This is a genomic window from Microcystis sp. LEGE 08355, from assembly GCF_015207185.1.
Lineage (GTDB): Bacteria > Cyanobacteriota > Cyanobacteriia > Cyanobacteriales > Microcystaceae > Microcystis > Microcystis panniformis.
Genome location: NZ_JADEXI010000053.1, coordinates 1 through 14365, shown reverse-complemented (window position 1 = coordinate 14365; position 14365 = coordinate 1). Strand labels below are relative to the sequence as shown.

13 protein-coding genes and 1 pseudogene are annotated in these 14365 nt (G+C 40.8%); 6 read left to right on the top strand and 8 right to left on the bottom strand.

Annotated elements, in window-relative coordinates; all coding sequences use genetic code 11:
• Positions 1–166: 166 nt before the first annotated feature.
• The 8 genes and pseudogenes from IQ242_RS04660 to IQ242_RS25800 form a co-directional block, all read right to left on the bottom strand.
• Positions 167–979, bottom strand: coding sequence for an Rpn family recombination-promoting nuclease/putative transposase (locus IQ242_RS04660; RefSeq protein WP_193959192.1), 813 nt, complete (start codon positions 977–979; stop codon positions 167–169).
• A 21-nt stretch (positions 980–1000) separates the two neighbouring features.
• Positions 1001–1861 (bottom strand): annotated as a pseudogene (locus IQ242_RS04655) (Rpn family recombination-promoting nuclease/putative transposase).
• A 182-nt stretch (positions 1862–2043) separates the two neighbouring features.
• Positions 2044–2253, bottom strand: a complete 210-nt coding sequence (locus IQ242_RS04650; protein WP_193959191.1) for a hypothetical protein — start codon at positions 2251–2253, stop codon at positions 2044–2046.
• A gap of 101 nt (positions 2254–2354) precedes the next feature.
• Positions 2355–3104, bottom strand: coding sequence for a PEP-CTERM sorting domain-containing protein (locus IQ242_RS04645; protein WP_193959190.1), 750 nt, complete (start codon positions 3102–3104; stop codon positions 2355–2357).
• 262 nt (positions 3105–3366) lie between these two features.
• On the bottom strand, positions 3367–4263 hold the full coding sequence (locus IQ242_RS04640; RefSeq protein ID WP_193959189.1) for a M23 family metallopeptidase: 897 nt from the start codon (positions 4261–4263) through the stop codon (positions 3367–3369).
• Between the two features lie 19 nt (positions 4264–4282).
• Positions 4283–5581 (bottom strand): homoserine dehydrogenase, encoded by a 1299-nt coding sequence (locus IQ242_RS04635; protein WP_193959188.1) that lies wholly within the window; start codon positions 5579–5581, stop codon positions 4283–4285.
• A gap of 384 nt (positions 5582–5965) precedes the next feature.
• Positions 5966–6418, bottom strand: coding sequence for a hypothetical protein (locus tag IQ242_RS25805; RefSeq protein WP_228020818.1), 453 nt, complete (start codon positions 6416–6418; stop codon positions 5966–5968).
• A gap of 117 nt (positions 6419–6535) precedes the next feature.
• A complete protein-coding gene (locus tag IQ242_RS25800) occupies positions 6536–7147 on the bottom strand; it encodes a hypothetical protein (protein WP_228020817.1) in 612 nt (203 codons plus the stop codon).
• 911 nt (positions 7148–8058) lie between these two features.
• On the opposite strand from IQ242_RS25800, the gene IQ242_RS04625 reads away from it, so the two are divergent.
• From IQ242_RS04625 to IQ242_RS04600, 6 genes are all read left to right on the top strand, one after another.
• Positions 8059–8691: a DUF3782 domain-containing protein gene (locus tag IQ242_RS04625; protein ID WP_193959187.1), complete on the top strand. Its 633-nt coding sequence runs from the start codon at positions 8059–8061 to the stop codon at positions 8689–8691.
• Between the two features lie 88 nt (positions 8692–8779).
• Positions 8780–9139: a CU044_2847 family protein gene (locus IQ242_RS04620; protein WP_123229902.1), complete on the top strand. Its 360-nt coding sequence runs from the start codon at positions 8780–8782 to the stop codon at positions 9137–9139.
• 17 nt (positions 9140–9156) lie between these two features.
• Positions 9157–10254, top strand: coding sequence for a trypsin-like peptidase domain-containing protein (locus tag IQ242_RS04615; protein WP_228020816.1), 1098 nt, complete (start codon positions 9157–9159; stop codon positions 10252–10254).
• 39 nt (positions 10255–10293) lie between these two features.
• Entirely contained in the window at positions 10294–11328 is a 1035-nt protein-coding gene (locus IQ242_RS04610; protein WP_228020815.1) for a hypothetical protein, read from the top strand.
• 8 nt (positions 11329–11336) lie between these two features.
• Entirely contained in the window at positions 11337–12359 is a 1023-nt protein-coding gene (locus IQ242_RS04605; RefSeq protein ID WP_193959186.1) for a MoxR family ATPase, read from the top strand.
• The coding region (locus IQ242_RS04600) for an SAV_2336 N-terminal domain-related protein (protein ID WP_193959185.1) at positions 12352–14365 on the top strand (2014 nt) is incomplete at its 3' end. The genes IQ242_RS04605 and IQ242_RS04600, both read left to right, overlap by 8 nt.

Here is a 14365-nt window from a genome sequence, read left to right as displayed (position 1 = left end):
AAGTCTGTGGACTCTGTGTAAGACAGTACATGGTTTTTTAACTGTGGTATGCGACGGTGGTGGAAGCAGAAACTTAAATCGTGAGGTTTAGGAATCGCCGCACTTTTAGGGCGGCGAGGATGTCAACTTCCTAGTCCCAACCAAATGGTTTTAACACCAAGTTCACCTAAAGATGCGATCGCAACCATTCCTCTAAATCTCCCGGTTTGGTAAAATCTAACAAAGCTTCTCCTAAAGCTTCCAGTTGATTAATTGAGAGAGCTTGAATCTGCGATCGCTGTTCAGGAGTCACTTCACCGATCCGACGCGAGAGGAGCCGCAGAATGAGCGAGCATTCCCCTTCTTGACGAAATTCTTCTCGCCACTCCTGATAAATAACAGACTGTTGCATAATGTCTCTCCGTAGAACCTGATTGATCAATTCTTTGTTTAATAATAACCCCGCCAGAATCCCAGTGGATGCCGCCACATTGCTCTGTATTCTCTGGTCGGGAATCGCTTCTATTCTAGTAGCTATCTGACGCAAGGTTTGGGCGGTGTCAGGAGTTTGGGTCAACACAGCCAAGGGTAATAATCCTGTCGCTTCCAGAAAGGTTTGAGTTGGTTGTTCCCATAGTCGAATCACTTCAAATTCGTGACGAGTCCCCGGAATTTCAAACGCAGTCTGATGAACCAGTGGAGATGTGGAACGAGTCAAATAAATAACTACTTGGCGCATTCGTTTTTGGGGAAAACGGCGGAAACCCCGCAGACGATAATCTGCCATTCTGAAAGGCATTATGGGATCAGGTTCTGTTTGAAACTCGATGTGAAGAACATCACTATCAGAATTGAGCAAAATCAAAGCATCCGCTCGAATCGGCTCCAAGGATAGTTCCGAGGGACTCAGTTGGGTCATGGTGATGGGTTCACCCAGCAACCAAGAGGCAAAATCTTCAGAAAAGTTTTCTGCGAGGAACTTGCAGGTATTATCGAACATAAAACAGATTTTAGAGAGTAATCATCTGAGCCATTCAGCCTCAAGATGCGATCGCAACCATTCCTCTAAATCTGACCGTTTGGTAAAATCTAACAAAGCTTCTCCTAAAGCTTCCAGTTGATTAATTGAGAGAGCTTGAATCTGCGATCGCTGTTCAGGAGTCACTTCACCGATCCGACGCGAGAGGAGCCGCAGGATGAGCGCAGATTCTCCTTCCTGACGACCTTCCTCCTTGGCTTCACGATATACCCTTGTATCTGCCAATTGTAGTCCTAGCATCGCTTCCACCTCCTGCCGACTCAAGTTAGTAAATTTATAGACCATAATTGTGGCAATCATTTCTATTATGGCGCGACTGGCTTCTGGATCGGGAATTTGCTGTTGGGTTCTTGCTAGTAAATAGCGGGCTTTTTCTGGTGCTTGGGTTTCTTCTACAGTAGTGAGTACCATCAAGGCAACCCCTAGGGGTAACTGCTGAATTTCCCCTAATTCGTTCAGATAAATTCGATGCACTTGCTCACAATTGAGAAGCGCTCGGTAGGGATGGGTGTTACTTTGTTCTAGACTACGAGTTGGATAGATGACAACAATTTGCCAATCGGTAAATCGTTCTCGCTGGCGGTAGAAATATAAAAATGATTCACCAAAAACCCGTTCCTAGAGTCGTTCGTCTTTTTGAAATTGTACTTCACAAAAATAAATCACCCCGTTCCTATCAGTATCAGGTGGGAGAAATACGCCATCGATCTCAAATTTGGGTTCTTTGACGGCTACGGAGTCAAAGCGGTATTCGGTGGCATTATCGGGTGGGTTTTCCAGTAAATCGAAGAGAAGGGAGGGGGATTGTTGGAAAAGCCGGTAAAATATCGAGTCTCGTTTCATGATGATCGGGATGGCACCATAGCGATCTTCCCATAAAACCCCCAAAAAATAGAGAGAGGAAACTGTATCATCGGAAATCAAGGTAATACCTTGTCTCGCCAAAAAATTGAACATTTGCTCAAAATTTTCGTTCGGACGGATGGCGAAACTGACAAGAATATTGGTATCAACAACAACCCGCATCACCAATCATCTTTTAACGATGCCATGAGTGCGTCGTGTTCCCCATCTGTCATGCCAAGAGTTGCGGCCTCGTGCTGTAATTTTCTGGCAATAATAGATAAGCTGGGACGACCTACCATAAGGCGGACAATTTCATCATCCGGTATAAGCGCCAGTGCTTCTCTAATTTCTTTGGCTGTGCCTTGGATTACTGTTGCTTGTGTAGTCATGATTTTTGATCATTCTAGAGCTAATCCTAGCATAATTTAGATCAAAAAACCTCCCCCAAAACAAGAGAGAGGAAACCCGCGTCTCCTCTCCCTTGTAGGCATTATTTCCTCGCTTTGCGGACAGCACCTCCTAGCATTAAACCGCCCAGGGTGATATAACCAAGAAGGCTAGAGGGTTCGGGGACCGGAACGGGCGCGGGCGGGGTCGGTACAGTCAAGATGCTGGAGAGACCATACATTCCGAACACTTGAGAATAAAGCCCATCCCCAGCATTTATCCAATTGCCATAAGTAGCACCACTATTTCCATAATTACTATAAGGGTAGTACGGGGAAACCCCACCCAAGGGGGTAGACTGCAATACCGCCCCTGAACCATCGGATAGGGAGCCAGTCCAAACATCATTAATGCTCCCTACATCATTAGGTGTTGTATAGATTGGTAAGTTGATCTGACCATCCCACAGATCTGCATTATTGTTGGCGATCAGGTTGCCATCAATGGCGTAGATGGGAACACCCGTACCCGTAGATGGATTAGTACCTGTATTATCACGGGCATCAACTGACGCGGTCGAACCGATCGCCTTCCAAGTGGTCGTCAGTCCAGCAGCATTCAGAGCAATTGCGAGAGCTGATGTTGGTGTTACATCATTAGTAACAAAGGTATTGTAGTCGTTGATGTCGGTGCTTGTTGCATCCCGTGTGCCGTCAGTCAAAAACACTAAACGATACTGGTCGCCCGGATTCAAGCCAGGTGGGACGACAAAAATAGCAGCTTGTACCGTACTAGCCGTTACCAGAGTCGCCAGGGCAACTCCAGAGACAATTCCGAGTTGTTTTATTTTCATGAAAAGAAAAGGGTTAATGGTAGATGATTTGAGTGCCTGACATTTCGATTCGGGTTAAGCGATAGCGCAACCCAAAACAATGACCAGCGAACCTAACAGTCGATAGGGTACACACTTACCCCCCCCCGCGTTGTATCAAAAGCTACAATTTAATAAATCTTTACATTATATGCGAGTAATCGGGGGGAAAATCCCTGGACTTTTTCCCTGAAAATTAGGTAATTGACCCCCTCAAAATCGGTAAAACCCTACACCCCACACCCTATTGCGGGCCAATTTGGGGCAAATGCAAAGCTGGATCCTGCGCTGTCCAACCGACGGGAGTATCTAAGCGCACCTCAAAATGAAGATGGGGGGGAATAATATCTGGTTGTCCCGTGGTCCCAACCGCACCGATAACGTCTCCTGCTCGTACCCGTTGGTCAATTCTCACTGTAACCCTGCTTAAATGGGCATAACGGGTCTGCCGGCGACCTAAATGATTAATTACTACCAAATTACCATAGGCCCCTTCCTGACCCACATAAATCACTAGACCATCCTCGGCGGCTAGAACAGGTGTACCAATATCTGCGAGAAGATCAATACCACTATGAAAAAGATTTTTCTGTTCCGTGGGGCTTTTTTGCCAACCGTAGATTAGGCCAGCACTACTGGCAAAGGGTAAGGGATAAGAACTTAATCCAGTATAATCCGATCGCTTGCCGGCGGCGGACCAATTGGTGCCGGGGATAAAAACTATTGTCGGCCGGCGACCACAACCGTTAAGCTCAAAGAGTATATCGGCACGAATACCATAGGCTGCTTCTAAATCGCGCCAAGTGGAACCCTTGGGTGCTTCGATGCGAATGCCGTTCATCGGGGGAATAAAGATTTCTTTCCCGACGGGGGCCAGACCATTTTTGAGAATAGTCGGATTGAGTTTAATTATCGTTGCCGGGATGAGAGCGTATTTTTCGGCGATGGAGGCGATCGTTTCTCCCGCTTGGATTTTATGGCGTTGTAACCTTGATAAAATCGGCAGGGGACAAACAGGATCAGACCCTTGGGCAAAAATTAATTTTTGATTTAAGCCCAAAAAACCTAGACAAAAAAACAAAATTGTGCTAGTCAAACTTAGCCAACTTTTCTCACTTCTGATTCTCCGACCCATGACCATAAAAAAGCGATCTCTATAATTACAAAACCCGGAGAATACTAGGAATACTGTCAATAGCTTCTAAAGACTCTATGGCTGCTAAAGCGTTGCGGAAATTGCCCTCGCGTACATCGTGGGTGACAACGACAATTTCGGCTAAATCACCCCTAATCCCAATTTGTACCACGGATTCTAGACTAACTCCATGGTTGCCGAAAGCCATACCTAAATGACCGATTACCCCCGGCACATCGCGACAGAGAAAACGAGCATAAAAACGGGTCGATAACGACTCCATCGGGGCGATTTGACAATAATGCTGGTGAATACAGCTTAAAAGCGGGTCAAGTTCCTTGGTTTTGCCACTACTTTTTAAAATTCCGACGATATTCATCACATCCGATACTACCGCGCTGGCCGTCGGTCCGCTACCGGCACCCGGTCCGTAAAACATCACTTGTCCCAAGGGTTCCCCCTCGACCAGAATAGCGTTATAGACTCCGTTAGCATTAGCGAGGGGATGGGTTTTCGGTACTAGGGTTGGATGAACCCGCAACTCTAAGGTATCGGAATCCTCCTTAACCGTATCTTTCGCGATCGCTAATAATTTAATCACAAATCCCAGTCTATCAGCGTAGGCGATATCGACGGCGCTAACTTGCCGGATACCTTCACAGTAAACATCTTCCCGTTTTACCCGACCTCCAAAACCCAGAGAGGCTAAAATAGCAATTTTATCGGCCGCGTCGAATCCATCCACGTCCGCAGTGGGATCCGCTTCCGCATAGCCTAATTCCTGAGCTTTGGCCAGAACTTCGCTAAAATCTGCCCCTTTTTGGCTCATTTCGGTGAGAATATAGTTAGTTGTGCCGTTGACAATTCCCATGATGCTGCTGATGCGATTAGCTCCGAGGGATTGTTTTAAGGGTTTAATGACGGGAATGCCACCACCCACGGCCGCTTCTAGGAGGACATAAACCCCCTTTTCGTTGGCCTTGGCGTAGATTTCATCGCCAAAACGGGCAATAACCGCCTTATTTGCTGTGACAATGTGCTTTCCCGATGCGATTGCCTGGAGAATTAAAGAGCGCGCCGGTTCCAAACCTCCCAATAATTCGACAATAATATCAATTTCGGGGTCAGTAACGATCGATTCTAGGTCATTGGTCAACAGCTGGGGAGAAAGCTCAATTTCTCTGGGTTTATCTAGGGATCTAACTCCCACTCGTCCAATGGTAATCTCTTTGAGTACGGGATGACGACCAAAAGGATCGAGGAGGATTTTCGCTGTTCCCGTCCCCACAACCCCGAAACCGAGTAAACCAATCTTAAAGGTCACGCTTTTATCTCCTGCTAGTCCGACGCAAAAAATACTAATGGCCAAGCCGTCGCCATTGTCGATTTTATCATTACAGGGTCTTTGTCTGTGGGGTTTTCTTTTGCTTCTGTTCAGGAACTGAGGATGATCAATGTGCAGTATTTTTGTATTAAAGTCAAGCCAATCTTGATCGCATTTAAACGCTTATCCTGTAATTGTGATTGATTTTATTGACCGATATAGATATTCGGGAATGTCAGTAACATTTTTGATCATAACTCTAATTTATGATGACAATAATTCTCTATCTAGTTGATATTTTTGAACAAATCAATCGACTCTCTTTGAGCAAAGAGCTATGTTAGCATGATTAGTTAGGGTAATTTGATTCAACTGCACGAGCAACTAAGTTATCCAGCCCCAATTACCATACCAAAGAAATAGAATGGATAAAAAATAGGTAAAGAAGAATAACAGAAATCCATAAAAATAACGATTTTTTTGGCTCCAATATCCAAGGATAATAAATATTGGAAATATTGTCATCATATACCTCATCATTGATTGTGTTGTTCCTGTACTTAAAGGTAAAAAAATGCTCAGAAAGGCAAAAATCAATAGGGAAATATTGAGAGGCTTTTTAACGATAGAGAATAGCAAGATACCTAAAAAAAAGGAGCTAAAAAAAGTATTTAAGAATCCCACTGCATTATTGGCATCTTTGGGAAACATAAAATTGATATTCTTCCAGTAGTTGATTAAAGTAATTAAAGGAAATACTCTCTCATTTCTACTCCACATATCCTGAATTTTAACAAATGCCAAAGGTTCATTGAATTTCCAAGCTAAAAATACCATATAAGCGATTAACCCACAGGGTATTAATAGGAGGAAAATACTTTCTCTCTTGGGCAGTTCTTTTTTCTTTAAATATTTCCAGAGTAATTCGATAGCAAAAGCCAGAAAAATTATTACTCATGTCACTCTAGTTAAACTGGCAAAAAATCCAAAAAATCCAGACCAAAAGTATTTCTTGTTCAGAAAGAAATAAAAACAAGCAGCGGTGGTTAGCAAATATAAACTTTCTGTATAAAAACAGCTATAAAAAAAGGAGGTAGGAAAAACTAACATAAGAATTAAAACTTTTTCACGGCCTCTTTTATTAAGATAAATGTTACTAATTTTATAAACAAAAAATAAGGCAAGTATTAGACATAAATTAGAAAGAAAAAAACCAGAAATAGGAACACTTAAGGAAGTTAAAGATGCAATTGCTTTGACTAAAATAGGATAGAGAGGAAAAAAAGCAACGTTCGATTGTTTTTCGGGATTGTATGAATATCCCCCCTGAATAATTTCGTTATACCAAGAACTATCAAAACGAAAGAAAGAATCCAAATAATGATTATCGGGAAACCAATGCCAAAAAGGTTCTTGAGGAGATGAAGATTCATTCATCTGACTAAAACTGAGTCCGATTAGGTGCATCAGTAAAAGTGTTCCTCTCCAAATGATGAAGATTTTTAATATATATAAGAAAAGCTTTCTTGATTGACTAAAGTTGCTAGTTTCGGCCTTTAATTCCATATTATTGATTTCTCCTAAAAAAAAATTTATGGTTTAGTTTGAATTAGGAAATAAATATGACCAGTTTTAAGTCCAGGGTTTTCCCGAACCTTGCCATGGGGAAACAAAAGTAAATTGTCTTAGTAAATAGTTGAGTCTGATTGCTCCTAACTGCATCTTTCTGTGAACTGAATTCTGAGATATAAAAGGGAACAATATTGTTCCCTAGATTTTTCCTGATGCTATTTCCACCGAGTAATAAGTAGTCGTGCAAAATAAATTTCCTAGTGAAGAAAGGCACTCATGCAAGAGGCAAGAGGCAAGGGGGGGTTAGATATGTGTAATTAATTTTGCTTAGGTACTTAACAGAGGAGAGGTGAAACCCCTCTAAGCTGTTAACTATCTAAATTACTCGTTAAGATTGCAGGGGAGCGCCGGAGCTGCGGAGCAGGGAGAGGCAGTTTGAGCATTTGTACTAAAATTTCCAAGAGGCAGTTTAAATTCAGTACAGCTTATTTCTATTTTAGGTGGTTTAAGTGCGTTTTAGCTTATTAACCTGTTTGCGCCTTAAGTCTCTCCCTATATGGATTTCAGCTACTTTTAGTACTAGGTGCTTTCAGCGACTTTTATTTTTAGTTAATTATTTGCATAACAAATCCCGAAGAGCCAGTTATTCGAGATTTTGTTAGGAGGCTGGACACTTATTTTTATTCATGCTTCGCTGGTCTATGTTGGTCAGGGTTCATCTCTTCGGTAAAACCGAGGGTCTTCACCAGACATTCAAGATAAAAAACAAAAACACAGCACGATACTTGTGTCAAGTTTTCTACATAATTCTTAATATTTATCTCGTTTTTGCTCTCTCGCTCTCCTCGGTTTTCTCGACCGAATCGCTAGAATAATTAGGGGTGTTTTATTTTCGATGTCAGTCCATGAGTGAACCCGTTACCCTTGAGGATATTTACCAGCTATTCCGCGTTTCCGCCGAGGAATTTGATCGCCGTTTAAGGGAAAGCGATCTTCGTCGGGCCGAAATGGAACGTATCTTTGCCGAAGCGAAATTAGAAAACGAGCGCCGTGCCGCCGAAGCCGAGCGCTCGATGGCAGAACTGAAACGCACCGTAGAAAGAACCAGCAAAGCGGTAGATAGTCTCACCACTCGCTGGGGTCGATTTGTGGAAGAATTGGTAGAGCCGGCGGTTTTACGGCTTTTTCAGGAGAAAGGCATTGATATTAAGGAAGTTTATCCCCGTGCCAGAGTCAAGCGTCAAGGTATCGCTATGGAAATTGATATCCTAGGGGTGGATGATACCGATCTCGTGGTGGTGGAATGTAAATCGAGATTATCTCAAGATGATGTAGATGAATTTATCGAAAAATTGACTCGTTTTAAAATCGCTTTTCCCCATTACAAAAACTATCAAGCTTACGGTGCAGTGGCAGGAATTGAAATCAACGAAGGTGTAGATCGCTATGCTTATAAAAAAGGTTTATTTGTGATTAAACCCTCTGGGGATACGGTGGCAATTATTAATGATGCTAACTTTCAACCGAACACTTGGTAAAGAGATATAATTAGGCAGGAGAGCAAAAAGATGGAGTTGTGATAGATTAAGTCTAGGCAACCGCAATAAAATAAACAGGAGAATTTTTATGAGTCCTTTAGTGGAATTTACCTCGGAGGAGGGGACTATTTACATTGAGGTGGATGAAAAGTTACCCTTACCCAAACCGAAACCAGAAGATGAACTTATTAGTCTAACAGATGAAATAGCTGTTAAAGCCGCTCAGTCTTTTGAAGACGCATTAAATGGCATAAAACCCGTGGCAAATGCCATAATTAATAAGGTTAAAAGTTTGAATGAACCGGCCGATCAGGTAGAGGTCAAGTTTGGGATAAAAATGACTGTTGGACTAGGGGCTATTATTGCATCTGGCAGCGCCGATGTTAATTATGAAATTACCCTAAAATGGGATAACAAGGAAAAAAATAAGCAATCATCTACTCAATGAGGACTTAGATAAAAATAATGGTTGCATCTCTAGAATTTTCTGTGGTTAGAATTTATAAGCAACGACAAAATAAAGATGATAAAATAGAAATTGTTGGGGCAGGATTTCTAATATCATCAGAATACTTGATTACCTGCGCTCATGTTGTTAATAAATCATTAAAACTAGAAGTGACATCTCCTGAGAAACCCACTGACATTATTGAGTGTGATTCTCCTATCATTGCATCGGGTACATCTTTAGAAACAACCGTAGAAGTTTGGCATCCGGTTAAAATTAACAGCAATGATCCGCAGGATATTGCTATTTTAAAATTAAAAGATTCAGTTCCTTCACAAGCTCAACCAGTTTCTTTAATTACCTCTGAAATAGGAGATTTATCTGATCATAATTATAAAGCTTATGGTTTTTCCAGAGATGGAGGTGTCTGGTCTGATGGTAAGATAATAGGTCATATTGCTAACAACAAAATTCAGATAGAAGATACTAAAAGCACGGGATATGCTGTAGAAGGTGGGTTTAGTGGGACAGCTATCTGGGATGAGCAATTGGGGGGAGTAGTGGGGATGGCAGTAATGGCTGAGAAGGAAAAAATGTTTGCAAAATCTGCATTTTTTATTCCTACTAATGTTCTTTTAAAAGCTTGGAATAAGTTGCTAGATATAGCACAAATAGAAGGAAAAATTCCTGATATTATCTCCTCGATTAGATGTGTATTTGAAAACAAGAATTATCAAGATCAACTTAATACAGCTTATGAAAATTTAGTAATTGAAGTGAGGGATCATTTAGTGGATTTACCTAGAAAAATTCCTTACTCTTGGTCTGATTTTATAGAAATAATCTATCAATTAGATGAAAAATATTTCACCTATGCTTCTCAATCAAAATTTTCTTGGTTAGAAATATTTATTGGCTATTTAATCATTCAGTTCAACTCAACAGATGCTCTGGCAAAGTTATTAAAAGAATGGCTAAAAAAATATCAAACAAAATGGGAAGTTTGGCTCTTCGGTTTTTGTTATGCAATGGACGGGGGTTATAAGGGATGGAACCCTTATATAGAAAGGCATTTAGCGATTTTTGTCAATTGTTTTTGCTCTAGAGCGAACTAATCAATTAAGTCTCTTGCCAGATAAGGGTTTAGTCGATTTATGCCCCCCTATCGAACCATACCAAGTAACGAAGAACCGGAAGTTTTAATCAATACTTTAGAAAATAATCTTAAGCATCGATCACTAAATACTGCTCAAAAATCAACAGACAAAAATCCCTGCTTATTTGTTACCCTTACAGAAGAAAACAAATCTTTAATGCTGAGAGCTTGGATTGTTAAAGATATCGACAATTATCATCCCACAGAAAAAGAACCTCAAAAACGTGGAGAATATCAATCTTTAACCCCCAGTAAAGGAATAAGTCTGGGTAATCATCTCCAAGAAAATGAATTGATTAATCACCTAAAAAAATTTAAACGAGAATCAGAACATATCTGTCAATCTTCCCTAGAAAAAGTTCAATTTTTTCTTCCCTATAGATTTATTGAAAAAGAGATTAAACCGATTGATTTATTTTCAATTGATGAAGTGGCAACAGCTACAGGCTGCGATCCTCATCATTGGGGAGTCGATCATGAGATAATCATGAGATTTTCAGAACGAATAACAGCCGAAAATATCAACAATCAACAAAGCTATTTATGGATGAAAAAATGCCAACTTTTTCGGAATATACAGCAGCAAAATCTCACCCAAATCTTAAAGTGTGAAGAAGAAATCCAAAAACTGATCGAATCAAACAATCAGCAAACAGTTATTTTTAAAAAAGCTCTGGCAAATAATGACCGTCTGAATAAAATATTCAAATATCATAAATTTAATAATGTTATCGGTTCAAGGTTAACTAATCTCAGTCAAGAAAACTCCTTAGAGTTAAAAAATATTCTAGCCATTTTATACGAAACTGGAATCCCTTTATCTCTGTGGATACGACCCGATGCTAACCCAGAACTTAACTGTCAGGAAAAATTAGACCCTATCTGTCAATGTCCACTAGAGAAATTACCAGAAATAATTAAAAATAGACGTTCCGCCGCTTGGTTAGAAGATAATCATATTGGGAATCATCTATCATTACTTTGGGATGACTACCAGCTTGTTCCCCCCAACTATCCACTTTTGATGCCATAAATTGAATCATGAAAGACTGGAAAATTTTTACAGGAAATCAGGATCCCATAGACTACGATTGGTCATCACTAGAAACCCCCAGCTGGCGACCTTTTGGCAAAGAAAAGCAACCGGGAGAAAGTCGTCGTAAGCATCGGGGAGAAACCTTTCTAGTGCGCGAAGAAGAAATTAAAATGGTCAATGCAGCCTTGTATTTACGGCGACCTTTATTAGTAACCGGCAAACCAGGGACAGGAAAGTCATCTCTTGCCTATAAAGTCGCCCAGGAATTAAAATTAGGAGAAGTATTATACTGGCCGATTACCACCCATACTACCCTAAAAGATGGACTTTATAACTATGATGCGATCGGTCGATTACAGGAAGTTAAATTACTGGAACGAGAGCAAAAAGAATTAACCCCAGAAGAACGAAAAGACCAATTAAAACAGATTGAAAAATATATTACCCTTGGACCCTTGGGAACCGCACTATTAAAGTCGGAAAAGCCAAGAGTACTGTTAATTGATGAAATTGATAAGAGTGATATCGATTTACCCAATGATTTACTCACCTTATTTGAAGAAGGACGCTTTGAAATCCCCGAATTAGTTAGGCTAAAAGAAGAAGTCCCAAGGGTTGAAGTACGAACTGCTTATACCGATACAACCGACATTACCCAGAAAGATATAAAAACACCTATAAAAGATGGTTTAGTTATCTGTAATGCTTTTCCTTTTGTGATTTTAACTAGCAATGGAGAACGAGACTTTCCCCCACCTTTTTTGCGTCGTTGTCTCCGTTTAACCATGAAAGAGCCGAAAAAACCCGACTTAATTAAAATAATTGAGGCACATTTAGAAGAAACAATTGCTAACAATCCAGACATCGATAAACTTATTGATAACTTCATTCAAAAGCGCAATTCACAAACCCTAGCCACGGATCAATTACTTAATGCTATTTTTATGGTCAAAAAAGGAGCTATATCAACTGAAGATGACCTGATTAATCAACTTTTGAAAGATTTGGGGAGGGTAGAAGATGAGTGAATCCCCATCCAATTCATCAATTAAAAAACTATTAGATTATCTAGAGCAAACAGGACTACTCGAACGGTTACAACTCAGTGATGAAGATGTAGCTGATAGTATCTGGTTGGCCTTACAAATGGGTGTTGAAGACTTGCAATCACCGCCAATATTTCCAGAAAATAAACAGCCAATATATTCATCAACTTCTAATCAAATAGAGGAAAACTTAGAGGAGATTCCAGAAGATAACCTATCAAAATCCCAGCCAAATGTCGATGTTATTACCGAAGAATCTCTCCCCAAAGAAATAGAAAAACCCACCCTAATCCAAGGCTTTCCTTTTCAAGTTCCTGCTGCTGCGGCACTACAGACAGCACTCTTTATTAGTCGCGCTTTGCGTCCTTTCATGCTAAAAGTTTCCTCAGCGACTAAAACGATTTTAGATGAAGAAGCAACCGCTTCTTTTATTGCAGAAAGGGATATTTGGCTACCCGTGACTAAACCCCAACCGGAACGCTGGTTAACCCTCGAATTAGTAGTAGAAGAATCTAGATCCTCTTTTATTTGGCGAGAATTAATTAATGAGTTACAAAATCTCTTAGAAAATCAAGGAGCATTTAAAACCGTCAGAGTTTGGCATCTATCAACCTCAAATAATCAAGAATTACAGTTAGTAAGACGCAGAAAAAAAGGTAAACCGGGACAACGTTATCACTCCCATAAAGAACTTATTCATCCCAGGGGACGGGGATTAGTTTTGTTAGTCAGTGATTGTGTTTCTCCTCTCTGGCAAAAAGCCTTAATTCATCCTTGGTTAAAAGATTGGTCAGAAAAACAACCCACCGCTATTCTGCAACTTTTCCCCGAAAGATTATGGAATAGTACCCAACTAGGACGGGGACGTAAACTCTTTACCACTGCTTTAACTGCTGGTGTTCCCAATCCGAAATTAATCTTAAAAAATTATCCCCAATGGCTACCGATTAACTGGCAAAATACCCTTCTTATTCCCGTAATCACTTTGGAAACAGAAGTCCTCAAACAATGGGCAAAAGTTGTCGCCGGGTCAGGTAATGCTCAGATTTCCGCCTTTTTATTTGATTTAGAATTTATTCAACAACAAATTATCGAAATTCCCCCTATATCCACAGAGGAAAATAAGCAAGACAGCGAAGATAAAAACAGCATTAAAAATAAGGCCGAGGCAATGGTCGAGCGATTTTTTGCCACCGCGTCAGAACCAGCCAAAAAATTAGCAAAAATGATGGCAGCTGCCCCGGTAAGTATGCAGGTGGTCAATCTTATTCGTAAAACTCTTTTAAACGAAGTGCGTCCCGTTCATGTGGCAGAATTTTATATGGGAGGTCTATTAAAACCGATTGTAGAAAATGAAGAAGGACAGTATCGAGTCTATGACTTTTTACCCGGGGTACGTCAAGTATTAAATGATGCTATCGGTAGGCGACAAACTATCAAGGTACTCGATGCTATTTCCCAATATATTGCCGGGGAAATTAAAAGTCCTATCCGCAGTTTTGCCGCTTTATTAACCCTATTACCCACCTATCCCCCAGAACAAAGAGAAAAAATTCTTCCCTTTGCTCAAGTCAGCATCGAAGTCTTACGCAATCTGGGGGGAGAATACGCAGAATTTGCCGAAGAAATCGCCGTTAATATTTCTAATCCCCCTCCAATCCCTCAACCCTCGCCACCTCCCTTAAAAACCTCTATCTTTGACGTTGCCACCATCGAAATCCTAGAAACCCGTACCTTTGAATTTACCCTAGCAACCATAGAACGTCAGTCTCAAAGTTATTTTGAACCAGTAAATTGGGTAATTAAAAAGGAAAAAAGGCGAACAGAAGGCATTGTCGAAAAACTAGCCGAGGGAGTCGAATTGGAATTGATGGAAATCCCCGGCGGCACATTTATGATGGGAACCGAAGACGAGGAAATCGAAAGACTGGTGAAAAAATTTGGTTGGGATGGATTTAGACGAGAAAAACCCCCACACCCAGTAACCG

Bases quoted from the DNA above. Each gene is read 5' to 3' on its own strand.
- IQ242_RS04660 (WP_193959192.1), bottom strand. From the start codon at position 979: ATGTTCGATAATACCTGCAAGTTCCTCGCAGAAAACTTTTCTGAAGAT.
- IQ242_RS04650 (WP_193959191.1), bottom strand. From the start codon at position 2,253: ATGACTACACAAGCAACAGTAATCCAAGGCACAGCCAAAGAAATTAGA.
- IQ242_RS04645 (WP_193959190.1), bottom strand. From the start codon at position 3,104: ATGAAAATAAAACAACTCGGAATTGTCTCTGGAGTTGCCCTGGCGACT.
- IQ242_RS04640 (WP_193959189.1), bottom strand. From the start codon at position 4,263: ATGGTCATGGGTCGGAGAATCAGAAGTGAGAAAAGTTGGCTAAGTTTG.
- IQ242_RS25805 (WP_228020818.1), bottom strand. From the start codon at position 6,418: ATGGTATTTTTAGCTTGGAAATTCAATGAACCTTTGGCATTTGTTAAA.
- IQ242_RS25800 (WP_228020817.1), bottom strand. From the start codon at position 7,147: ATGGAATTAAAGGCCGAAACTAGCAACTTTAGTCAATCAAGAAAGCTT.
- IQ242_RS04625 (WP_193959187.1), top strand. From the start codon at position 8,059: ATGAGTGAACCCGTTACCCTTGAGGATATTTACCAGCTATTCCGCGTT.
- IQ242_RS04620 (WP_123229902.1), top strand. From the start codon at position 8,780: ATGAGTCCTTTAGTGGAATTTACCTCGGAGGAGGGGACTATTTACATT.
- IQ242_RS04615 (WP_228020816.1), top strand. From the start codon at position 9,157: ATGGTTGCATCTCTAGAATTTTCTGTGGTTAGAATTTATAAGCAACGA.
- IQ242_RS04610 (WP_228020815.1), top strand. From the start codon at position 10,294: ATGCCCCCCTATCGAACCATACCAAGTAACGAAGAACCGGAAGTTTTA.
- IQ242_RS04605 (WP_193959186.1), top strand. From the start codon at position 11,337: ATGAAAGACTGGAAAATTTTTACAGGAAATCAGGATCCCATAGACTAC.